Source organism: Candidatus Formimonas warabiya (assembly GCF_002777255.1).
Lineage (GTDB): Bacteria > Bacillota > Dehalobacteriia > Dehalobacteriales > Dehalobacteriaceae > Formimonas > Formimonas warabiya.
Genome location: NZ_CP017634.1, coordinates 1921896 through 1943526, shown reverse-complemented (window position 1 = coordinate 1943526; position 21631 = coordinate 1921896). Strand labels below are relative to the sequence as shown.

The window sequence follows — 21631 nt, the reverse complement described above, 5'->3', positions numbered from 1 at the left end:
TAAGGTGAAAAAAATAAAAAATTTCGGCATACCGATTTTTTTGCTTCTGGCTGTGATGCTCTGCCTGGCATTTGTTCCCGGGCAGGCGCAGGCGGCAGGAACACAGGATTCCGACAAGGCCAACAATCTTTTCATGTATGCGGATGATGTCTACGGCGACCGGGTTTTGCTCAAGGTGATTCCCTTAAGCACGCTGAAAGGCATGATGCACGGGCAGGACGGCACTGTCAACAGCACCTGTTACGGTTCCTTTATCGATAACTATCCCACGCCCACCTATTGCGAGGGCAAGGGGGTTACCATTCCGGAACTACTTGACTATACCCGGGCTCAAACCTCGGTGGCACATGCCGGAGACTTGACCTATACGGGTGATGATAAGCTATATTTCTACAGCTGCGACGGCCCGGAATCACCCGTAAATTATACTTATAGCGACTTACTGGGCGTAGACAGATTCTATTTCCCTCAGCTTTATAAATATTGGGATTCTGAAGAAGGAGAAATATCGGACGTTGACGCTGTCTTGGATGAAGATGATAGATACAAAATGCCCCCCTACTTGGCCGTAGAATCACGGGGCGGAAGGGTTTTTGCCAATACCTACGGCAATAATATTTCCGGCTATGTAGCGACCAACGGGGGGATCGTAACCGGCTGCCTGAGAAATCTCCTTGAAGATACGGAAGCCCTGCGCTTGGTCTTACCTCAGACGGAAAAAAATATTGAAGATAGCGAATCTACTTACAGTGATATCAGAAAATGGGTTTATAAAGTTCGCCTGAAGGAAGACGGTACGTCGCCCATTACTTCCTTAGGTACGGTAAGCGATCCTACCTGTACTTTTACTCTTTCTGGGGATACCCTTACCATCACCATGAATTGTGCCTACAGCGGCGCTTCCATTTATTATTCCACGATCGGCGGTTACACCAAAACCCCGGTGAATTTATACACCGGCCCCATCACCGTTGACGACTATGATCCGGATCATCCCTTTACGCTGGGTGTGGTTGCCGTTCGGGAGGGATATGCGGACAGCGCGGTCATTGAGGCGGATTCCGCCCATATCAGTGATGATCCTGACGATCCTTCCTTCGTTTATTCCTTAGCCGCCGACACGGAGGATATAGAAACCGGCGAGACCTTTACTGTTGCCGCAACCCTTAGCGCTGACAAGGATTATACCCTTTACGGCGCCGAATACCGGATTGCAATTCCCACAGCCGCTTTTAGTGTGGGTACTGTAAGTGCCGGGGACGGCTGGGAATATGGCACGGCAACTGCTGACGATGATACCATAGTAACCTTTACCTATCTAAATACTGGTGGACAAGCCGTAGAGGCAGATACCCCACTGGATATAGGCAGTATCTCACTTACGCCCCTGCAGGCGGGTACCGCCACGCTAGACGTAAGCGAGGCGATTGTCACCAAAGAAGGTGCGCTGCCCTATAACTCGGTAACTGCTGAGGATCTTACTCTTGCGGTGGAAGGAGATGTAATTTTAGGTGATGCCAACAGTGACGGGGTTGTTACGATGGTTGACGCTTTGTATGTTTCCAGGCACGTATCGGGATTGCTGACCTTGACCGCTGGGCAGATGGAGGCGGCTGACGTAACGAATGACGGCGGTGTTACCATGGTGGACGCTTTGAGAATATCCCAATATGTGGCAGGTGTCATCACTGAATTTTAATGAAGGCCGCATAAAATACCATTTTATCTACTTTTTTTCGTTATGGCTTTAAGGGGGTGGTTGAAAAGAAGAATGCGGAAATATTCTGCATCGTGTCTTGTTTAAAAAAGATGGGGGAGTGGAGAAAGATGAAGCAACAAATCAGGAAAAAACCGTTATCGCCGCTGCTGATTCTAACCATGGTATTGGTTTTATCCGTTACCTTGATAAGTTCGGCAATTGGGGGAGGCAGTGACCCCACGATCACGGTGGGCAGCACCGCAAGCGCGGTAGCGCCCGGCGACACTGTGTCGATCCCGGTGAGCATTGCCAATAATCCGGGTATCGCCACATTAGGCTTTGAATTTGACTATGACACTAGTGATTTGACCCTGGACAGTGTTACCACCAGTACGTATGGATTACCAAATGGATTATGTGCATCCGGAGCCTTTACCGGCAATCCGGCCGGCGCCAAAGCGACATGGTTCCAGAATGAGAATCTGACTGCTGACGGTCCGTTGTTCTATTTGAATTTTACCGTAAAGAGCTCAGCCACAACCGGTGATTATACTGTTACACCGTCTTTGATTGACAGTCAGCCTACGCAAATGGTAAATTCTGATGCGCAGGCAGTTGCCGCCGATTTCGAGGCCGGCACGATCCGTGTGGAGGCGGCTTCCTCCGACACCACCATCGGCCTTGCCGATTTTGTTGGAGGGGTTTACACCATCAGTGAAGGCGGCGACTATCAGCTGGCAGCCGATGCGGCCGGGACCATTGAGATCAGCACCACCGATGCGGTGACCATTACCGGCAACGGTATGTCTGGCACGGCAAACAACGGGCTTACCCTTGACTGCACTGTATCCGGCGCCGATCTGACCATAGAGGATCTGCGTATCAGCGCGCCGGTCACCAATAAGAATGTCATCGACTTTACCGGCAGTGGGAATGTCCTGACTCTTTCAGGTGCCAGCCTGCTGGAAAACAACGGTACCTCTACGTATTACGCAGCGATCCATGTGCCGCACGATGGCAGCCTGACCATCGACGGTGACGGCACCTTGTATGTGTATAAAAGCGCTCTCGGAGCCGCGATCGGCGGGGACTGCGATACCGGTACCCAAGTGGGTGAGACCAACGGCGACATCACCATCGCCGGCGGAACGATCTTTGCCAAAGGCTCCATGACCGGCGCGACCATCGGCGCAGGGCAGAAGGGTAATGGGGGCAAGGTTTATATCACCGGCGGCGTGGTCAATCTGATGACCAAGGCCCGCGGCGCGGTGATCGGCGGCGGCGGCGAGCAAGGCAGCGCGCATGGTGCGGGCGGCAACGTCTATATCAGCGGCGGCACCCTACTGCTCTATACCGACTGGAGCGGCTCGCTGATCGGCTGCGGTAACGCCAACGCGGTTTATGCCGACGGCGGCAATGTCTACATCAGCGGCGGCTCCCTAAAGACCGTTATCACCAGCAATGCCTGCGGTCCCTGGGGTATTTCCCCGGCGGCAAATACCGTCAGCGACGCGGCCATTACCGCGGCCAAGATGAATAACGTTACGGATAAAGAAACGGTTTATAGGCTGGTTTTTGACACCTCCGATTTGGCTGAGTCGGCCGACAATTTTACCGTCAAAGTGGACGGTGAGGATTTTTATGCCGGGCCTGGTCATGAATGGCAAGTAGGGACTCCCGACGCTACAGTAAACGGCGGAGCTTTCGCCGTCGATACCACGGAAACCAACCTTTACCTTTATGTTACCGGCGAGGATCATACGCTCACCGTCAACGGGGAGACCTTTAATTACACATGGAATCCCGAAACCAGCACCTTCACGCTGGCAGAAGCTCCTCCCGCAAATGATATCTGGGATGGCACGCTTGATACCAGCTGGTATGATGCCGGAAATCCGCTGACCGCTTATACCTTCACCACTCCGGAACAATTGGCCGGTCTGGCTTCCCTGGTTAATGACGGCAACAGCTTTGCTGGAGTGACCTTCACTTTATCAAACAACATAACTCTTAATAGTGAAAGCTCTACCGCCAATTGGACTCCCATCGGCACGGCCTCTGTCACGACCGGCAGCAACAGAGAAGCTGTTGTCAATTCGGGAACTCCCTTTGCCGGTACTTTCGATGGGGCCGGTCATGCCGTCAATGGCCTTTACATCAGCAGCGCCGCCAATATGCAAGGTTTATTCGGCTATCTTACCGGCACGGTTAAAAACCTCACCGTCAACGGTAGTGTTATTTCAACTGCTGCTGCGGCCGGAGAATATGAAACGCTTTGCGTTGGCACTGTTGCCGCTTTCAATCATGGCGGTACCATTGCAAATGTTACCAATAACGCAACTGTTGATGCTCCCAACATGTACTTTGTCGGCGGTATCGCAGGCTACAATTTGGACGGTACGATCACCCGTTCCGCCAACCTGGCCGATGTGACCGGCTCCCAATGTGTGGGCGGCATCGCGGGCAGAAACGGCGGAACGATCACCTATAGCTACAATGCGGGAAAAGTGGACGGCCTCAACACCGCCTCCAAAAACGGTGTGGGCGGTATTGCCGGTAAAAACGGCAACCATTATACAGCCGTTGAAACCGGTATTATCGACAGCTGCTACAATACAGGCACAGTCGGCCGCCCGGGACAAAAATGGGTCGGCGGCATCGCTGGTTTCCAAAATAGCCGGTCCTCCACTAGAAACTGCTATGCGTCCGGCACGATCGTAGTTGGGGCAGGGCGCTATGCGGCAATCATCGGTCAAGAAGAAGGTACTTCCAGCAACAATTACTCTCTGGATACCATCTCTTCCGACACCAATCAGACTGTAATCGGTACGAAACTTACCGATGCCCAATTGAAAACTGCCGCTTCCTCACTGGGCGGAGCCTTCGTTAACGATACGACTGGCGGCGGTTATCCCGTTTTGTTCTGGCAAAGAAATCTGGCCATGGGCACGATTACTGTGGCCGGCGGTATTGAAGGCGGGGTCGTTGAAGCTCCTGCCAGCGCAATAGAAGGCAATACGGTTACCGTTACCGTTACCCCGGATGAAGGTTATAGCTTGGTAGCGGATAGCCTTACCTACACGGCGACGGGCCAAACCCCGGTTGCTATTAGTGTAACCGAAAGTGTTTACAGCTTCATCATGCCGGCAGCAAACGTAACGATCAACGCGGCCTTTACAGTTACAGGATCCCCATGGAGCGGTGCCGGCACGCAGGCGAATCCGTATAAGATCACTGACGGAGCAGGACTGAAGGCACTGGCTGACTACACCAATGCTGGCAATACGACAAGGGGCGTTTACTGGGAACTCCAGAATGATATTGACCTTTCAACCGTCTGCAGTGCGTCTTTAGGCTCCTGGACACCGATCGGAGAACTGACCATCACGCCCTCTTTCACGGTTGAAGGCCACGCATTCCTTGGCACCTTCAAGGGCAATGGGCATAAGATCCAAAACCTGTACATCAGCGCAAATGCAAACGGCCTCGGCCTGTTTGGCATGATTGGGGGAACCGATACACCGGGCGAGGCGGGCTACGGCACAGTTACCAACTTTAAGCTTTATGGCTCTATCACAAATACAAATACAACCAATTCGGCAACGGACTGGACCGGCGCTGTCTGCGGCAAGCTGAATGCCGGCGGAACCATCAGTTATGTTATCAACTATGCGGCAGTCAATGCCCGCTGCACCACAAATGTCGGGGGCATCGCCGGTTTTGCCGGTACTCCCGTTATGGTTCAATCGAGCGAGAATTATGCCAGATACACCAGCAACCCCTCCGGCTACAATACTTACATTCTGTACTGCGGCAACGAAGCGCAGATCTGGGGCTATTACAAACTGGGCGGCATCGTCGGTGAAAATGCAGCCACCGTTATGTACTGTTACAACACCGGCTACATCCTGCCCCATATGCACGGCTCCGGCGGCGGCTGGGGCGGCATTGCCGGCCGCAACGGCAACAACAACACCGCAACCGAAGAGAGTATCATCGCCTTCTGCTACAACACCGGTAAGATCACCAACGACGGTATGAACGATGACGAGAATGAGCTTATCAAGGGTTATGCGGGCATCGCAGGCAAGACGTACGGCGCGCATGGCCGCAACGCGATTTATCACTGCTACAACATCGGTGAAATTCCTGTGGGCCGAAACTCCTACGGCTCCATTACCGACAACTTCGAATACGCTAGGCCCGACGAGGTTATTTACAACAACTACTCTTTGGATACGCCTAGGATCAACAACGATGGTACACAGCTTTGGAGGACTGGTATTGTAATTTCCGAGGCTGCTTTCAAGGATCAGACCTACACGGACAACTCGATTCTGGCTTTGCTGGGGCATAACTTCGTTGCCGATACCGGCAACATCAACAACGGATTCCCTGTTCTGCGCTGGCAGACAGGCATCCCCGAACCGGATCTGACCTCAATCTCAATAATCACAGAACCAACAAAGACGGTGTATAACGCGACGGAGGTCTTCAATCCCGCGGGTATGAAGGTTAAGGCATTATACAGCGACGGCAGCATTGAAATACTGTCCGGAGGCTTCACTTATCCCACAGATCCTTTGACTGGCGGTACCACCAGCGTTACCATCAGCTATAATGGCATGGAAGTCAGTCAGCCCATTACTGTAAATACTCTTGCGCTTACCTCTATCGCCATTACCACCGTCCCCACCAAGACCTATTATGCCAACGGAGAGAGCTTCGAGAAGACCGGCATGGTGGTCAAGGCGACCTTTAACGATACGGTGGTACAGACGCTGGATGCAAATGATTATACCGTAACCCCCGATCCTCTGACCATGGAAACTACGGCAGTTACGATCAGCTACGAGTATCAGGGTGTCGCCAAAACAACTACCCAGCCCATTACTGTGATAGCAGCGTTGCCTGAACTGTCAGATGAATATTACCAGATAGAAGACGCTTCAGATTTGCTCTGGTTTGCCGATCAAGTCAGCGTTCAGGGCAACGGCTCAATCAACGGCAAGCTGGTCAATAATCTTGATCTGACCGGGGTGAACTGGGCCGTCCCCATCGGCACCAGTGCCAAGAAGTTTTCCGGCACATTTGACGGCAACGGCAAGAACATTACCGGTCTGGTCAAAAAGCCTGTCCCGTCCAGCTACTATGGCCTCTTTGGTTATGGCTACAACGCGACTATCAAGGATCTTACCGTTACCGTTGATTTGGAAAGCGCCAGTCTGTATACGGCCGGCCTTGTGGGTTATGCCGAGGGCTGCACGATCGATCATGTTACGATAAACGGTTCCATCAAAAGAATATCGAACACCTACACCGGCGGCCTCACCGGCTATAGCGCCGGCAGTACATTCACCGACTGCGTGAATAACGCCAGAATCGAGGTCAGCGGCAACTATGCGGCCGGTATTGCCGGTTACGCCAATGGCGCCAGCGTATTTACCGATTGCCTGAACAACGGCGACATCACAAGCTCTGCCTCCTACGTCGGCGGCATCGTCGGCGATGCGGCGGGGACCGCCTCGTTCACAAGCTGCCGCAATACCGGCGTTGTGACCGGATCCTACCATGTGGGTGGTATTGCGGGCAGGTACGGGTCTACCGGAACCATCCTCAAATGCGCCAATAGCGGAGTGGTGACAAGCACTAGTACGTCGACCTCCACCGGCTTCACGCTGGGCGGTATCGCGGGCACCATGACCGCAGCTGCCACAATAGACCAGTGCTATAATACCGGCGCGGTTTCGGGCGGCAATTCCAGTATCGGCGGCGTAGTGGGTTCTATGACCAACGCTTCTGCCAGTCTGACCAATTCATATAATACGGGCACCGTAACTTACACCGGGTCATTTGCCACCGCCAATATCGGCGGCGCAGTGGGCTACGCTTCCAATGCCGCCGTTACCGTGCGGAATTGCTACAATGCCGGTATCGTTACTGCAGAGAACACCACCAGCGAATATATCTCCGGTGTGATCGGCTCTGCGGCAGGCCTTGCCAATGTCAGCAACAACTATTATCTCAACACTACAGCAGCACGGGCTACCGGTTTGACCGCCAGCACCGATGCCAATGCCCAGGCCAAGACCGCCTCGGCGATGAGGACGGCTTCCTTTGTCACCGCCTTGGGTAACTTCTATCAGCTGGGTCCCATCTATCCGGCCTTAAACTGGGAAAAAGTCGTCGTTACGGACGAAGATGTTACTGTGAATGATGGCAGTCCTGTGGAAATTGGTTCTGAGGAGGATACGACGAATATTATTCTAGGCCAGGCTTTGGTTGAGGAGATGGCAGAGGCTGCGAACGTATCCTTGCAGCTGACTACCAGCAATGGGGAATTTGCTTTCGACAATGCCGCAACCGGCGCCATATTGGCTGCCGCAGGCAGTAACGATATCCTCTTTAGCGCGGCGCAGCTTACCGAAAGCGAAGATCCTGTCGTTCAGGCTCTGATCGACGACGATGCCCTGGTATTTGATTTCTCCCTTACCGCCGGCGGCAATCCTATTTTCACGGAAGGAAGCAGCAGTGGTACGGTGAGCATCAGAATCCCCTATGAACTTGGTTCCAAAGATGCCGACAAGATCAAAGTCTACCTTATCAGCGGAGGCGTAAAGACCCCGGTTAGCGCCACTTATGCCAATGGGTATATTACCCTTACGGCCGAACATTTCTCGGTTTATTCCGTCGAGTACGAGGGACTGAATATCTGGACCGAATTAGACGGGGCCAATACGCACTTCAACAGCAATGACCAGGTAACGGTAAAAGTCTATGCGGGAAGTAATTTGGAGGGTGCTGCCTACGATTCTTATCAGGCGGATGTGGATTTCGACAGCACACAGTTAACCTTTAACAGCAGTGCATCCTCAACGGATGCTGGAACCAGCTACATGAATTTATCTTCTCCCGGCAAGGTTCAGATCGGCTATTCTAGCAGCGAATCTATACCCCAGAACTTGAGTGGCGGCGGCACATTACTGGCTACATTGGTATTCGATGTGCAGCCCGTCGCCACGGATGGCTCAACCGGCTCTATCGGCATGAGCAATGTCGGCTTTGAAGTTCCTGACGGCAGTATGGGCCAAGGTGTGGGTATTGGTGCAGATCTCGGCTACACGCTGCATAATATCAGGCTTACCTTCCAGGCCGGGACCGGTACTACCTTAACGACAGCTTATGCTTATGTTAAGTATCATGCGGCGGGTCTGTATACGGATGCTACCTATACCACCAGCATGAATTGTCCAGTTCCCGTTGCGGCATCCGGTTACCGCTTGGCGGCGGATTCCGAGTCGAGTCCTTTGTGGAAGGATATCTCCGGAACCGGTTACACCTCCGCGGACATTGCCGCCGGGACCTTTGCGGCCAGTGCAACCTTTACCGCACAAGCTTCCCGTAGTGGGCATAGCTCCGGCTCAGGAGGCAACACTTCGAATACTACGGAAGAAGAGGTTGAGGAAGATGCTGAAGAAGATATTGAAGAAGATATCCCGGAAGATGACGGTTCGCCGGTGAAAAACTTTACGGACATTCAAGAAAATGACTGGTATTATGAAGCCATAAAATTTGTGACTGATAAAGGCCTGTTCACCGGCACCTCATCCACCACCTTTGCGCCCCAAACCACCATGAGCAGAGATATGCTGGTTACGGCGCTTTACCGTCTGGACGGTGAACCGGCTGTTGGCAGTGTCACAGGCAGCTTTTCTGATGTGACTACAGGCAGTTGGTATGCCAATGCGGTTGCCTGGGCTACGGCCAATGAGATTATTACAGGTTATGATCACAATAAGTTCGGCCCGAAGGATGCCGTTACCCGTGAGCAGATGCTGGCGATTCTTTATCGTTACAGCAGTTTTAAAGGTTATGATACCAATGCTTCCGGGGATCTCACCGGCTTTAATGACAGCGGAAAAATTAAGGACTATGCCCTTATCCCCTTTAAATGGGGCGCGGGTAAAGGCTTAATTGGCGGTAAAGGAGCCGGTATCCTGGATCCTGATGGTGATGCCACCCGTGCAGAGGTTGCAACAATATTGATGAGATTTATGGATCTGATGCAGTAATTAGAAACACAATTGTCGCAGGATATTCGGCATAAGTGGGAATATCCTGCGACAATGTTCTTTTATCCTATTTATAAAAAATGCGCGAAAGGGTTTTATGATGAAAAAGGGTATTGTTGTTTTGATATGTGTATTGGTTCTGGTGAGCGTTTACATGATCAAAAATGATGGGAAAGTCAAAGCCGATATTTCGGCTTACGGCGATACGCCTATTAAGATTGTCGGCCTGACGGAAAATGAATTCACCATCACCCCCAACATGCTGGCCGCTTTACCCTGTGTGCGGCGGAGCGCCACGAGTATATCGGCAGATGTGGGCACCGTAACAGCGGTAGGCCCTTTGCTTAATACTTTTTTGGCCCGCTATGAATTTAGCCAGAAGGACTTTAGCACCATTCGTTTTTGTGCGGCGGACGGCTATAAAACCGTTCTCAAAAATGATTTGCTGGAAAAGGAGATCATTCTTTCCCTGGCCTCCGGAAACAAGCCCCTGGAGGGGCGCTTTCAGCCCTTGCGCATTATCATTCCCGAAGCGCCGTCATCTTATTGGACATATCAGGTTAACCGCATTGAATTCGTCATGGATTAAGCTAAAACAGCTATGGGTGCAGATTATTATGCTATTTAGGGGAATAAAACATGAGAATGAAGATGTTCATAAAAAGTTATGCCAAGATAATGCCCGTGCTGGTGCTGCTGGCCCTGCTGTTTGGCGCAGGCTGCGGCAGCTCCGCCCTTGGGCCGGAAGAATTAAAAAACAAGCTAGCCGCTTATGGGGATGAAAAGATTGTGATCTCCGGGCTGGAGGACCAGGATTTTGAAATCAGCGTGGCGGATTTGACGGACCTGGAACCCGTGACCAAAAGCGCTGTGTCCAACCGGGCAAACGGGGAGCAGGTAAAGGTAAAGGCTACCGGACCGCTCTTGGATACTTTTCTGAAAAAATACGGCAAAAGCCAGAAAGATTTTTCTTTGATCCGGTTTTCCGCCAAGGATCAGTATTCCATCGCCGTTCCCGCGGATATTCTCGCGAACCGGGACATCATCCTGGCCTTGATGAATGAGGGGGAGCCCCTTGCTCAGGAGGACCGGCCTGTGCACGTGATCATCCCGGGGGAACGGGCCATGTACTGGGTAAGAATGCTGAACCGAATCGAATTTGCTACCGGTGAGACGGCTCAATTATGTCAAAAAATTATCTTTCTGGATACGGCGGCCAAAAACCTGCCCCAGGAAGATTATCAATATTATGAAAGCATGGACAAGGTGATTAAAACCAGGGATTTAATCGGCAAATATGCCGATATCAACGACAGCACCGTGAAAAGCGTATTTATGGCTGCGGGAGACGGGCTGAAAAAAAATGAGAGTGCGGCGAATTTCCTGGCAGGCAATCTGAAAATCACCGGCGCGGACACGCCCCGGTTTTTATCCCCTGATTTGCCCCAGGGGATGCATGTGCGGGATTTGCTCTATGTAAACTATGGCACCACGGCATTCTTTTCTCTGTCCCAGGCATTAAAGGTTTGGTCCGGGTCAACGGGGGACCAAAGCAGCGAAATTGCCTTTACAGACATTGTCAGGGAGATCGGGTCGGTTAATGCCGAGAAGTACAGATTTACCTCCGCCGACGGCACCAGGCTGGAACTGGCGATTACAGAAATGGCGCATGCCTCTGTAGGCCTGGACAAAGACGGCATCGTCACCTTTGATTCCGGTGCCCCGGGCCACAAAACGCTAAAGGACTTAATTTCCGTGGAGCCCCTGGAATAACGGCAATTTTCCCGAAAAATCCCAACCGGGCCAGATAAAGGAGGGTGCGTATGGATCACAGGAAAAAATTATTTGGCGTGGGGATTTGCCTGGCGGCCATCGTTGCCGCCGCCTTTTTTGCCGGCAGTATCATGGGCAGGTCTCTCTCCTTTGTGCCTCCCCTTACCGTCCTGGGCGATGTGGGGGAGGTCCTAAGTGTCCGGGACATCAGGGAGATCGGGGCGCCGGAGAAAATAACCGTTGAGAAAAGGGGCTATCAAGCAGTGAAGCTGGCGGCGCTGATCAAGAAAGCCCTGCCCCAGGGTCCGGTTAAAAAGATTTTTTTCGTGGCCGGTGATGGCTTTACCTCGGCCATTGAAGCAGACGGCCTGGACCAGAGCTATCTCTCTTTCACCCGGGACAATGGGTGGGTGGCGCTTAACCTGCGCCATCCCATCAGCGCCAATGCCAAGATGATTCAAGAGATCATCCTTGTTGCCGACAGCGCTTCCTCCCCCAATCGCTTCACGGTTCAAAACGGCCGGGACTTTTTAAATCTGACCGTGGGGCAGCTTTATACCGGGATGGTCCTTTCATACCCTTATTTTGAAGGACAGGCGGTGGTGGAGCGTGCGGGGAGGACTTATGAAGACAGCGTATTTACAAGAAGGCGGGTTTTCCGGCTCAGTGATTTGACTCCTTTGGACCGGGAAGCCCAGGTAATGCTGTGGGGAGAAAAAGGGGAGTACCGGCTGGTGGATCAGAGCGGCTACTACGAACTGTGCGGAAACTATGTCAACTATATCCGGCCGGAAACCCGGGAAAAGATGGAAAAGGTGAGATGGGCGGTGATCAATCCCCCTTTGGCAAACATTATGGACACCTATTTTGACGGCACCCACTATCTGGAGAAGGGGGAAAATGTCCTGGTAGTATTGCTGGACGGAGTTTCCTGCCGGGATTATCAGGATGCCCTGGAAAGGGGCATGGCACCCTTTTTGAAGAAAAATGCCGGAGCAACCGAAGCCATGGGGGTCTACCCGCTCCGGGATCAGGTCTGGCTGGCCTCCATCCTAACGGGGCTGCCCCCTGCGGAAAACGGTGTTTTAGCGCAAAACGGGAAAAATCTCACCGCAAGCACCCTGGGCACAAAAGCGGAAGAACTGGGAAAAAAGGTCCTCCTATTAGAGGCGGGCGGCCTGCTTCCCACCCCTGGCGGGATCCCAGTAGGGGATGATAACGGAAGCGGCAGTGCCGACGACGAAATATACGCCCGGCTGCTGAAAAGTATCGGGGACAACTACGGACTGACCCTTGTCCGGTTTGATTCTATCGGCGCAGCACAGGCCCGCTTTGGGACACAATCTGTGCAGGCGGAAAATGCGCTGTCCCAAATTGACGCTTATATAAATGAAATGGTACACAGGTGGCCGGGAAAGATCATTGTGACAGCACTACCCGGTACCCATGGTGACATGGGGGATCACCTGTCCCCGGAGAGACTCTATGTTCCCTATCTTTTGCTCTCAGGCAAAAAATCAGAGTAGTGATCAATCCTAATCTGCCTAAAAAATAGATGCGGATGCGGATGTCCGTGCACGGACAATCTGCCTCAAAAACAGGAGGACCAATATGCTGACGCTAGCAATGAATTATATCGGCCCGATGGAAGACACCAATTTTATATCCCGGTTTCTGAAATTGTTCCCTGAATTTAAAGTGGTGCGGCTCTTCCCGAAGGATGATGAGACTGAGGAGGGCCCGCTGCAAATTTGCCGGCCGGAAAATCCGGCAGAACTGCTCAAAAAGATTCAAATCAATACGGACGCCTTAGGCAGGTATACGGAGGTCCGGGGACCCAGGACCAAGGTGCAGAAAGCGGTCCGTTCCATGTTTTTCACCGGGACGGAAAAGGAAAAAATTTTGCTGGACGGGGCCGGGGGGATGCAGGACTATCCCTGGAGCATTCAAATAGTGCTCGCCCGGTGACCGGTAGGGGAGATCAGCCCTGAGGCAGACTGGATCCGGAAAGCGGATCTCATTGTTGTGCAGGAGGCGGGCCGGGAAGAAGAAAAGGATTTCCTGCTGAACCTGAAGGCGCTCAATCCGGATAGGCCTATTTTTCCGGAAAAGGCTAAGAAAGGTTTATCCCGGGATCTAAAAAACTGCTTGGAAGATATATTTGACGTCTATTTAGAAAAAAGGCAGCTGATCAAAAAAATGTTGGAGGAACTGTACCCGGACCGGCGCATCCGGTGTGAACAGGCCCACAGAATGGCGGAAAAGCTGGGGGTAAGCGGATCTCTCGTTGCGAATGTATGTGATGAATATGGATACCGGATCACGCACTGTACGTTATGTTGTTTTTAACCACAAATGACTTGGAAGCGAGGCTTAATGATGGATGCACTGGGTTTAGGAGAGACATTAAAAGAATTTGTGCCAGAACTGCCCGTTGGGAAACGGAACGGCACAAGATATACATTTAGCGATATCGTGGGAACCAGTCATGCTATTCATGGTTTAATCAAGGATGCTCAAAGGGCTTCCCTGCTGAACTGTGCCGTATTGATTGACGGAGAGGCAGGTACCGGAAAAGAAATTTTTGCTCAGAGCATCCATAATTTCAGCAGAAATTCCCAGCAGCCTTTTGTCGCGATCAATTGTGCTGCCCTTCCTGAAACAATGCTGGACCGCATTCTTTTCGGCACAGTGAAGGGAACCTTTACAGGAGCCATTGACCAAGCCGGTCTTTTTGAGGAGGCCCGGGCGGGAACGCTTTTTCTCGATGAAATCGATTCCCTGTCCTTATTACTGCAGGCTAAACTGTTGCGCGTCATGCATGAGATGAATTTTCGGCGCGTAGGCGCCTTAAATGTCATACCGGTTGAGTGCCGCGTGATTTGTTCGACTAATAAAGCGCCCCAGAAGTTAATTGCGGAAGGAAGACTAAGGCAGGATCTTTTTTACCGGATTGCCCGCGTGGCTCTGCACATCCCTCCCTTGCGCATGAGACGGGAAGATATTGCCAGTATTACAGAGACGTTCATAAAGAAATCCAATCTCATCCTCCGGAAGGATGTTAGGTTTGTCTCACCGGAACTTTACGAACTTTTGCTTTTTTACAACTGGCCGGGAAACCTGAGGGAACTTGAACATGTTCTGGAGAATTTAATGATTCGGGTGGAAAACAATGAGAAAGAATTGGGTTTGGAACATTTGCCCCCACGTCTCAAGCAGGTATTGCTCAGCACAAGGGAAGAACTAAAAATACCGGGAGAACGGCAAAATCTTCCGGATACCCTGAAAGAATTAGAAAAACAATTAATCATGGACAGCCTGAAACGGAATATGTGGAATTACCCGAAAACAGCCAAGGAATTGGGCATTATTCAACAGAGCCTGGCGTACCGGATGAAAAAGCTTGGCATTGCACAAAGGAAAGAATCATAAAGTCTTTTGTCAGGATAGCCTCTTTGACAAATAATGGGCTTGATAAAAAACAGCAACTAGTTTGACACTAAATTATTTCATGGATATCTCCAGTCTTTTAAGCCTTTTATAAAGGGAGGTCCGGGAGATCCCCATTTCTTTTGCCACTTGGCTGACATTGCCATGATAAAGAAGCAGCCGGTTTATCATGTCCTGGCGTTCATTTTCCTCCAGCAATTCCTTAATTTTTATTTTATTATTTTTGAGATGATCAACGGGTGAGGGCGGCATGATTTCTTGCGCGGAGCCGCTGGGAGGGCGGTAAGAGACAATTTCTTCCGGCAGGTGTTCCAGGCCGATTTCCTGTCCCTGGGCCACATTGATCATCCTTTCCAGAATGTTTTGGAATTCCCGGATATTGCCGGGCCAGCTATAGTGCTGCAGGGTGGAGATGACACGAGGATCCGCCTGGGGAACAGGGATGCCGTTTTTCTGGCAAATCTCGCGAAAGAACACCTGAAACAACAAGGGGATGTCATCCTGCCGGTTGCGCAAGGAAGGCAGGGTGATGGTCATCACATTGAGCCGGTAGAATAGGTCCTGGCGGAAATTTCCTTTTGCTACTTCCAAGGGAAGATTTTTATTTGTGGCGCAAATAATGCGCACGTCGACCAGAATCACCTTATTGCCCCCGATCCGGGTCACCTGTTTGTCCTGGAGTACCCTGAGCAGGGCGACTTGATGCTCTATGGGCATGTCGCCGATTTCGTCCAGGAAAAGGGTGCCTCCCGAGGCCAGTTCAAATTTTCCCGGCCGCCCGCCCCGGTGCGCCCCGGTGAAGGAACCTTCTTCATAGCCAAACAGTTCGCTGCCGATTAATTCCCGGGGAATGGCCCCGCAATTAATGGCGATAAAGGGCCCGTTTCTGCGCCCGCTGTGGTTATGAATGGCCTGGGCAAAAACTTCTTTTCCCGTGCCGCTCTCCCCCTGCAGAAGGACATGGCTGTTATTGCCTGCCGCAAGGGTAGCCAAGTCCACTGCCTTCAACAGCTGCTTGTTTTTGCCGATGATATCTTTGAAAGAAAAGGTGGCATGGGCGCCGCTGAAGCGGTTGATCAGGTTTTTGATTTTATGGAGGGGGTTGATAAAGATCACCGCCCCGCTTACGCTGCCGTGTTCGTCCCGGATCGGTTTACCCGAGGAAAGGCAGGGCACGGACCCGTTATGTGCCGTTACCTGAAGTTCCGCTTCTTTGTATGATTTCCCCAGATCAAGCAGTTCTTCTATTTTCGCAGCATTCTCCAGGTAATCCCGGATCAGGCTGCCGGTGATCTCAGGGCCTTTTTTGCCCAATATCTTTTCGGCGGCCGGGTTGACCTGCTCAATGACCCCCTCTTTGCCGGTGACGATGATGCCGTCGGATACCGTGAGCACGATGTTGTTCAAACGGTTGTTAAGCAATGTCAATTCCCGGTTCCTTTGCTTGATGCTGATCTGCTCCTCAATGGCCTTGACCGCAGCCACCACCATCCCCAGGGTATGCTGGTGCGTTTTGCAGGAAGGGCCGGACATCTGCAAAGCGCCGGTGATTCCGCCTATTTCATCATAGATGGGAGCGGCCGAGCAGGTCCAGGAATGCACCTTCTTACAGTAATGTTCCGCCCCGGAAACCTGAATCGGTTTAGCCATAGCCAGGGCTGTGCCGATGCCGTTGGTGCCCACGACCCTTTCCTGCCAGCTGGCCCCCTTGATTAAATTCAGTTCCGAGGCTTTTTCCTGGGTCTCACTGTCCCCGATGGTTTCCATCATATAGCCCTGTTCATCTGAGAGCATGACGATAAACCCGGATCCTTTCACAAACCGGTAAAGGTTGGACATGAAAGGACGGGCGATATCGATCAGGTTTCTTTTTTTTGTGAGCAATGCGTGCAGTTGGTCCCGGCTTAAAATCAGATGGCTGACCCCGCTGAAGGGATCAACCCCGGCCTGATGACAGCGCTGCCAGGAATGGGCTATTTCCGGGCGTACCACTTCCGTGATCTGCGCCTTCGAGATAAATGTTTTCCAGGCTGAGGCGATATCCCCGGCGCTGGTTTTTTCTCCTCCCACGGTGCCACCTCCCTTTTCATTGCTTGCCTGAATGATCAATTACCTATTACGTCATCCATGATTAAAAACCCTGCTTGAAATGACAGTTTTTTCTGAATTTCTTCGGGAGGGATTTGCCCGGGTGTTTACGATTTGTAAAATAAAATGAACAACTGGGTGACAAATGGTTGACATGTCCCGGGGATACGGGCCGCCGGGACAGGGAAAAGCCTTGATAACCCCGGATCTTTTCCGGAAATTCACCGGTGGTCGGGGAGAAAGGCTTTGGCACAAATATTGCATTTAGATGATCCCATACAAGCTCAACCATAAAAAAATGGAGGGATAACGATGCAAAGACCGATGGATGAAAGCTATCAACTTTTTATTAACGGCAAGTGGGTGGACGGAAAGGAAGGGAAGACCTTTTCAGCCTACTGCCCGGCCAACGGTGAACTGCTTGCCACCTGTGTCGACGCGGGAAAAGAAGACGTGGACGATGCTGTTGCCGCCGCCTGGGCCGCCTGGGAAAGCTGGAAAAATGTCAGCCCCCAGGAGCGCTCCGCCCTGCTGCTGAAGATTGCCGACCTGATCGATGAAAATGCGGAAAAGCTTGCTTTGGTGGAGACCATGGATAACGGCAAGCCCATCCGGGAAACCTTGGCTATTGATGTCCCCCTCAGTTCCGACCACTTCCGCTATTTTGCCGGCGCCATCCGCACCGAGGAAGGGGAAGCGGTGATGATCGATAAAGACACCCTGAGCATTGTCCTCAGGGAGCCCATCGGGGTAGTGGGCCAGATCATTCCCTGGAACTTTCCTTTGCTGATGGGGGCCTGGAAAATCGCCCCAGTGCTGGCCGCCGGGTGCTGCACAGTGATCAAGCCGTCCAGCTATACCTCTTTAAGTATTCTGGAACTGGCGAAGCTGCTGGATCAGGTGCTGCCGCCCGGTGTGGTGAATGTGATCACGGGCCGGGGTTCCGGCGCGGGCAATTACATGCTGTCCCATCCCGGCTTCCGCAAGCTGGCCTTTACCGGCTCTACCGACGTCGGTTATACCATTGCGGATGCCGCAGCCAAAAAATTAATACCATCCACCCTGGAATTAGGGGGGAAATCGGCCAACATTTACTTCCCGGACTGCCCCTGGGAGAAGGCTATAGAGGGCCTGCAGATCGGCATCCTGTTCAACCAGGGTCAGGTTTGCTGTGCCGGCTCCCGGGTATTTGTTCATGAGGATATTTACGATAAGTTTGTGGCGGAAGCGGCGGCCGCATTTAAGAAGATCAAAGTGGGGCTGCCCTGGGAAAAAGATACCCAGATGGGCTCCCAGATCTATGAATCGCACTTGCAGGATATTTTGGCCTATATCGAGATCGGCAAACAAGAAGGAGCAAAGGTGGCGTGCGGGGGTCACCGCATCACGAATCATGGCCTGGACAAAGGATGCTTCATGGAGCCTACCCTCCTGATCGATGTGAACAATAAAATGAGAGTGGCCCAGGAAGAAATCTTCGGGCCTGTGGCCGTAGTAATTAAGTTCAAAACGGAAGAAGAAGTTGTCGCCATGGCTAACGACAGTGAATTCGGCCTGGGTGGCGCCGTGTGGACGAAGGATATTAACCGGGCCTTCCGGGTAGCGAGAAACATTGAAACCGGGCGCATGTGGGTCAACAATTACAATAGCCTGCCTGCCCATGCCCCCTTCGGCGGCTACAAAAAGTCCGGTATCGGCCGGGAAACCCATAAAGTGATTCTGGACCACTACACCCAGATGAAGAACATTTTCATCAGCATGACCGAAGGAAAAGTGGGCCTTTACTAAATTCAGAGATCAATTTAGATATGGAGGACTGTCAATGGCAATAGGCGAACAGACTTACGCATATTTTATTCCTGCGGTTAATCTGATGGGAGTTGGCTGTCACAAGGAAATTCCCGGCCAAGTTAGTATTCTTGGCGGCACCCATATTTTGCTGGTCACCGATGCTTATCTGGGGCGCCCCGCGGGTATGGCGGATGAAATGAAAAGGATGCTGGAAGAAGCGGGTGTTCAGGTAACCATTTTTGCAGGAGCTGAACCGAACCCTACAGATAAAAATGTGCACGAGGGTTTAAAAATTTACCAGGAATGCGGGGCGGATATGATTTTGTCTCTGGGGGGAGGCAGTGCCCATGATTGTGCCAAAGGGATCGGCATTGTCGCCACCAACGGGGGAAATATCCGGGACTATGAAGGCGTTGACAAGGCAAACAAAGCCATGCCGCCTTTTATCGCCGTGAATACCACCGCCGGGACGGCTTCGGAGATGACCCGTTTTTGTATTATTACCAATACATCCACCCATGTCAAGATGGCAATTGTAGATTGGCGGACGACACCGAATATTGCCGTGAACGACCCCTTACTGATGGTGGGAATGCCCCCGGCTTTGACCGCTGCAACGGGGATGGATGCTTTGACCCATGCGGTGGAAGCTTATGTATCGACCCTTGCTAATCCGGTTACCGATGCCGCGGCTTTAATGGCGATAAAACTGATCGGGGAAAATCTGCGCAATGCCGTTGCCAACGGTTCGAACATGAAAGCCCGGGATGCCATGGCCTATGCTGAGTTTTTAGCAGGAATGGCATTCAATAATGCTTCCCTGGGATACGTACATGCGATGGCACATCAGCTAGGCGGTCTGTATAACCTGCCCCACGGGGTATGCAACGCCATTCTGCTCCCCCATGTGGCCAAATTCAACCTGATTGCCTGCCCGGATCGTTTTAAGGATATTGCCGTGGCCCTGGGAGAAAACATAAGCGGCAGATCTATCCGGGATGCGGCGGATCAAGCCATCGACGCCATTAGGAAATTGTCGTCCGACATCGGCATTCCCGTAGGGCTGGCTGAATTAGGCGTTCAGGAAAAGGATTTCCCAGTCATGGCCGGTAATGCCATGAAAGACGCGTGCTGTTTCACGAATCCCAGAACGGCAGCCTTGGATGACGTCATGCGCATCTATCAAGCCGCCATGGCGTAAGATCATATTGGAGGATTTACTTCCCGGTGCATGAGCCCCAGAACCATTAAAGAGGCTTTTAACCCACCGGAAACAATCGCCTTGATTTAATGGAGGAAAGTTAATTATCCAGTGGTATGGAAAATCTCTCCCTGCTTTTTGGGGAGAGATCTTTATACTCAAAATTTATAAGTTAGGGGTATCGGCACGTAAGGTGATATTGGTTGCATTGGTTTCCCGGTACCCGGATCCCGAAAAGCCTGCGGTTTTCCCAGGCTTTTGTTAATGGGGGCCGCCCTGGTGCACTTCTCCCATCTCTTCTCTGAGAATTAAAATCCCTTCCATGGTTTTGGGAAATCCTGCCGTAGGAGCGACCAGCATAATGGCATGCTCAATTTCTTCCCGGGTGCAGCCCGTTTTTATCGCCTTGATGATATGGGTCCTTAAAGCGTATTTGTACTGGCAGGCAGTGGAAATGGCCACTTTAAGCAGCCAGCGGGTCTTTTCATCTAAAGGGCCTCCTATCTCATGCATTAGTTGACCGTAATTTTCATAGGCATGGTAAATTTCCTCATGCTTTCCCATAAAATATTTGAGATTGTTTTCGATCGTGTCCATCAGCATCGTCCTCCTCTATGTCCTAATATTTTTTTAGCATAACCAAATATTGGTCCGATATGTATTTTTATCGGCATGCCTGGTGCAGGCAGGGGAAAAATTGTTTTTTTATTCTTGATAACAGGAGTTTGCCATTCGACAGCGAAATAAATTGAAAAATAGGTTTAAATAGGGGATCCTTTCGGAGGACAGTATGACAGGAATATTTGATCAATTGTTTGAGCTCCCTGCAGGCGCCATGGCGGTGATGGTGGGGGGAGGAGGCAAAACCAGCCTGATTAACCAATGGGCCCGGGAAGCTGCCGCAGCGGGAAAAAAGACAGTCATTGGGCCCACCACCAAAATATTTCCTCCGGCGCATCTGGCCTGTCAACTTCTTTTGCGGGATGATTTAACTGATTTTTCCTGCCCGATCAGGGAAGCGTTCAAGAAGAGTCCCATTGCTGTACTGGGGCGGGAAATCAATACGGCAGGTAAAATTGTGGGTTTGGACCCCGGAATCATGGACAGAATAAAGGAAAAATCTTTGGCGGATTTGATTCTGGTGGAAGGGGACGGCGCAAAAGGGAAACCTTTTAAAGCCCCCCGCCCTTATGAGCCGGTAATTCCGGAAGGGGCCGACCTGGTGGTGCCGGTGGTAGGGGTGGATGCGTTTGGTTATCCTTTGAGTGAAAAACATTTTCATTGTGTGGAACAAATCTGTGCCATCACCGGTTTGCGGGAAGGTGATCTGGTGCAGGAAAAGGATATTGCGCAAGTTTTCCTGGATCCCAGGGGCTTTAAAAAGAATGTTCCTTCAGGTGCCCGCTGGATTCCTTTCATCAATAAAGTGGAGAGTGAACAGGACCGGCAGCGGGCCCGAGTCTTGGCCGGCATCCTGAAAGAAGCAGGTGTGGAAAAGGTGGTCATGGGCGCAGTAGGAAGGTCAGAGCCCATGATGGAGGCGATATAAATTATTGC

Annotated in this window: 13 protein-coding genes; 11 read left to right on the top strand and 2 right to left on the bottom strand. The window is 51.7% G+C overall.

All coding sequences use genetic code 11. The features are described 5' to 3' along the window. Positions 1-4 precede the first annotated feature (4 nt). The 8 genes from DCMF_RS09110 to DCMF_RS09075 all read left to right on the top strand — a co-directional run bounded on the left by DCMF_RS09110 (position 5) and on the right by DCMF_RS09075 (position 14976). Entirely contained in the window at positions 5-1699 is a 1695-nt protein-coding gene (locus DCMF_RS09110; protein WP_148134141.1) for a dockerin type I domain-containing protein, read from the top strand. 128 nt (positions 1700-1827) lie between these two features. Beyond that, positions 1828-9771 (top strand): S-layer homology domain-containing protein, encoded by a 7944-nt coding sequence (locus DCMF_RS09105; protein WP_214659213.1) that lies wholly within the window; start codon positions 1828-1830, stop codon positions 9769-9771. A 154-nt stretch (positions 9772-9925) separates the two neighbouring features. Then, positions 9926-10360 (top strand): molybdopterin-binding protein, encoded by a 435-nt coding sequence (locus tag DCMF_RS09100; RefSeq protein WP_214659212.1) that lies wholly within the window; start codon positions 9926-9928, stop codon positions 10358-10360. A gap of 50 nt (positions 10361-10410) precedes the next feature. Continuing rightward, positions 10411-11544, top strand: a complete 1134-nt coding sequence (locus DCMF_RS09095) for a molybdopterin-dependent oxidoreductase (protein ID WP_148134138.1) — start codon at positions 10411-10413, stop codon at positions 11542-11544. 50 nt (positions 11545-11594) lie between these two features. Continuing rightward, positions 11595-13070 carry a hypothetical protein gene (locus tag DCMF_RS09090; protein ID WP_148134137.1) on the top strand — a complete coding sequence of 492 codons (1476 nt, stop codon included), beginning with the start codon at positions 11595-11597 and terminating at the stop codon, positions 13068-13070. A gap of 85 nt (positions 13071-13155) precedes the next feature. Further along, on the top strand, positions 13156-13512 hold the full coding sequence (locus tag DCMF_RS09085; protein WP_148134136.1) for a hypothetical protein: 357 nt from the start codon (positions 13156-13158) through the stop codon (positions 13510-13512). 57 nt (positions 13513-13569) lie between these two features. Next, positions 13570-13893 (top strand): hypothetical protein, encoded by a 324-nt coding sequence (locus DCMF_RS09080; RefSeq protein ID WP_148134135.1) that lies wholly within the window; start codon positions 13570-13572, stop codon positions 13891-13893. A gap of 27 nt (positions 13894-13920) precedes the next feature. Next, positions 13921-14976 carry a sigma 54-interacting transcriptional regulator gene (locus tag DCMF_RS09075; protein ID WP_214659211.1) on the top strand — a complete coding sequence of 352 codons (1056 nt, stop codon included), beginning with the start codon at positions 13921-13923 and terminating at the stop codon, positions 14974-14976. 72 nt (positions 14977-15048) lie between these two features. Here DCMF_RS09075 and DCMF_RS09070 read toward each other — a convergent pair whose 3' ends face one another. Then, positions 15049-17064 (bottom strand): sigma-54-dependent Fis family transcriptional regulator, encoded by a 2016-nt coding sequence (locus DCMF_RS09070; RefSeq protein WP_148134133.1) that lies wholly within the window; start codon positions 17062-17064, stop codon positions 15049-15051. A 330-nt stretch (positions 17065-17394) separates the two neighbouring features. Between DCMF_RS09070 and DCMF_RS09065 the strand changes: the two genes are divergently transcribed. Then, entirely contained in the window at positions 17395-18870 is a 1476-nt protein-coding gene (locus tag DCMF_RS09065) for an aldehyde dehydrogenase family protein (protein WP_148134132.1), read from the top strand. A gap of 34 nt (positions 18871-18904) precedes the next feature. Beyond that, positions 18905-20074: an iron-containing alcohol dehydrogenase gene (locus DCMF_RS09060; protein ID WP_148134131.1), complete on the top strand. Its 1170-nt coding sequence runs from the start codon at positions 18905-18907 to the stop codon at positions 20072-20074. A gap of 261 nt (positions 20075-20335) precedes the next feature. Here DCMF_RS09060 and DCMF_RS09055 read toward each other — a convergent pair whose 3' ends face one another. After that, on the bottom strand, positions 20336-20671 hold the full coding sequence (locus DCMF_RS09055; protein ID WP_148134130.1) for a carboxymuconolactone decarboxylase family protein: 336 nt from the start codon (positions 20669-20671) through the stop codon (positions 20336-20338). 193 nt (positions 20672-20864) lie between these two features. Here DCMF_RS09055 and yqeC point away from each other — a divergent pair, with 193 nt between their 5' ends. Beyond that, complete coding sequence (gene yqeC / locus DCMF_RS09050) at positions 20865-21623, top strand: selenium cofactor biosynthesis protein YqeC (protein WP_148134129.1); 759 nt, start codon at positions 20865-20867, stop codon at positions 21621-21623. Positions 21624-21631 lie beyond the last annotated feature (8 nt).

Excerpts from the sequence above, each read along its gene's own strand:
- DCMF_RS09075 (WP_214659211.1), top strand. The coding sequence starts at position 13,921 with ATGATGGATGCACTGGGTTTAGGAGAGACATTAAAAGAATTTGTGCCA.
- DCMF_RS09065 (WP_148134132.1), top strand. The coding sequence starts at position 17,395 with ATGCAAAGACCGATGGATGAAAGCTATCAACTTTTTATTAACGGCAAG.
- yqeC (WP_148134129.1), top strand. The coding sequence starts at position 20,865 with ATGACAGGAATATTTGATCAATTGTTTGAGCTCCCTGCAGGCGCCATG.
- DCMF_RS09095 (WP_148134138.1), top strand. The coding sequence starts at position 10,411 with ATGAGAATGAAGATGTTCATAAAAAGTTATGCCAAGATAATGCCCGTG.
- DCMF_RS09105 (WP_214659213.1), top strand. The coding sequence starts at position 1,828 with ATGAAGCAACAAATCAGGAAAAAACCGTTATCGCCGCTGCTGATTCTA.
- DCMF_RS09100 (WP_214659212.1), top strand. The coding sequence starts at position 9,926 with ATGATCAAAAATGATGGGAAAGTCAAAGCCGATATTTCGGCTTACGGC.
- DCMF_RS09060 (WP_148134131.1), top strand. The coding sequence starts at position 18,905 with ATGGCAATAGGCGAACAGACTTACGCATATTTTATTCCTGCGGTTAAT.
- DCMF_RS09085 (WP_148134136.1), top strand. The coding sequence starts at position 13,156 with ATGCTGACGCTAGCAATGAATTATATCGGCCCGATGGAAGACACCAAT.
- DCMF_RS09090 (WP_148134137.1), top strand. The coding sequence starts at position 11,595 with ATGGATCACAGGAAAAAATTATTTGGCGTGGGGATTTGCCTGGCGGCC.
- DCMF_RS09055 (WP_148134130.1), bottom strand. The coding sequence starts at position 20,671 with ATGGACACGATCGAAAACAATCTCAAATATTTTATGGGAAAGCATGAG.